Annotated in this window: 1 protein-coding gene; it reads left to right on the forward strand. The window is 42.5% G+C overall.

Features of this window, described 5'->3' with window-relative positions; translation table 11 throughout:
- The first annotated feature begins 162 nt into the window (after positions 1-162).
- Positions 163-1599: an IS701 family transposase gene (locus SPD89_RS22710; protein WP_336264221.1), complete on the forward strand. Its 1437-nt coding sequence runs from the start codon at positions 163-165 to the stop codon at positions 1597-1599.
- The last annotated feature ends 24 nt before the right edge of the window (positions 1600-1623 follow it).

Consider the following 1623-nt stretch of genomic DNA (forward strand, 5'->3'; position numbering starts at 1 on the left):
CTGGACAGTCAAAAGTTTTTGTCGGAAAATTGTCAAATAGAAAAATAACCCAATCGTGTGATCTATGATATCCTGAAGGTTGCTTAATACCAGAAAGGAGATCAAGATCGCAGAAAGGGTTATGTTATTAGTTTACCCTATTTCGGTGCGATTGACCATACTATGCTAAAATATATTGATTCTATCCTACATAATTTTCGTTCTTGCTTTTCCAGAAGTGCTGCCTACCATTGGTTTGTTGTTATCATTGTCGGTCTCATGTTGCGTTCAGACCATTTGGGTGTGACTTCTATTATCCGTGATTTGTCCTTGAATTCCCGTACCTATGAAAGCCTGATTCATTTCTTTCGTTCTTCCGCGTGGTCGCTGGAATCCCTTCGTCAGACGTGGTTTCGGGTTGTGAAAAAAGCAGCCCCACTTTCTTACGTGAACGATATGGTTGTGCTTATAGGCGATGGGATGAAACAATCTAAGGAAGCCCGTCGGATGCCTGGTGTTAAGAAACTTCATCAGGAGTCTGAAAACTCTTCTAAAGCGGAGTACATCTTTGGTCATCTGTTTGGTGCCATTGGCATTCTGATGGGAACACCACAAAAATGGTTTTGCCTCCCCTTGTTTATGAATTTACAGGATGGTGTTAAGACGATTTTCGGCTGGAGTAATACATCCGAGCGACAGGCATCTCATGTCGTGCAGATGATTGATCAAGGCTTTATCGCTGCCAAGACATTTGGAAAGGCCTTACTTCTACTGGATCGTTATTTTCTGTCTGTCCCTGCATTGAAGCGCTTGAACGAGTTGAATGCTTCGGGAACAGCTCAGATGCATATCGTGACAAAGGCCAAGTCGAACGCAGTGGCATATGAGCCTCCTCCTGCAACAAAGAAAAAAGGAAGAGGTCGTCCACGAAAAAAGGGAGAAGTCGTCAAACTGAAATCGTTGTTTCAAAGTCGTGCTGCTGATTTCCAAACGGCTCAGGTGACGTTATACGGTAAGGAAGAAACCGTTCAGTACCTGTGTCTTAATTTGCTATGGGGACAAGGGCAATACCAAGAATTACGTTTTGTTCTCGTTCGTATTGGTGACCGGTTGTCTATTCTGGTAAGCACTGATCTAACGTTAGAAGCAACAGACATCATCCGCTTATATGGGTACCGCTTTAAGATTGAATGTACTTTCCGTGAAATGAAGCAAGTTATCGGTGGATTTGGCTATCAGTTCTGGAGCAAATCCATGCCGAAACTGAATCGATATTTAAAGAAGGGAGAAAACCATCCGCTAGAGTACGTAACTAATGAAAAGGATAAGGAAAATATCCGCTTGACGATCAAGGCCATTGAAGGATACGTCATGTGTAGTTGTATTGCCATGGGCCTTTTGCAACTGATTGCTGTACGCTATTCATCTCGTGTCCCTGGATTCTTTTTCCGTTATTTGAGAACACCCTCCAAGACAATTGTTTCCGAAGCAACGGTCATGGTTTATTTGCGCAAATTTATTTTTCGCATGTTTGCTTGTAACCCACATTTATCCATAACCAAAATAATTCAAGCCAAGCAAGAATTCACGGATAACGATGCTGATTCACTGGCTTCTTAAAGCTGGGAACTTTTGACTGTCCAG

It is taken from the genome of Pseudogracilibacillus sp. SO30301A (assembly GCF_037072025.1).
In the GTDB taxonomy this organism is placed as follows: domain Bacteria; phylum Bacillota; class Bacilli; order Bacillales; family Amphibacillaceae; genus Pseudogracilibacillus.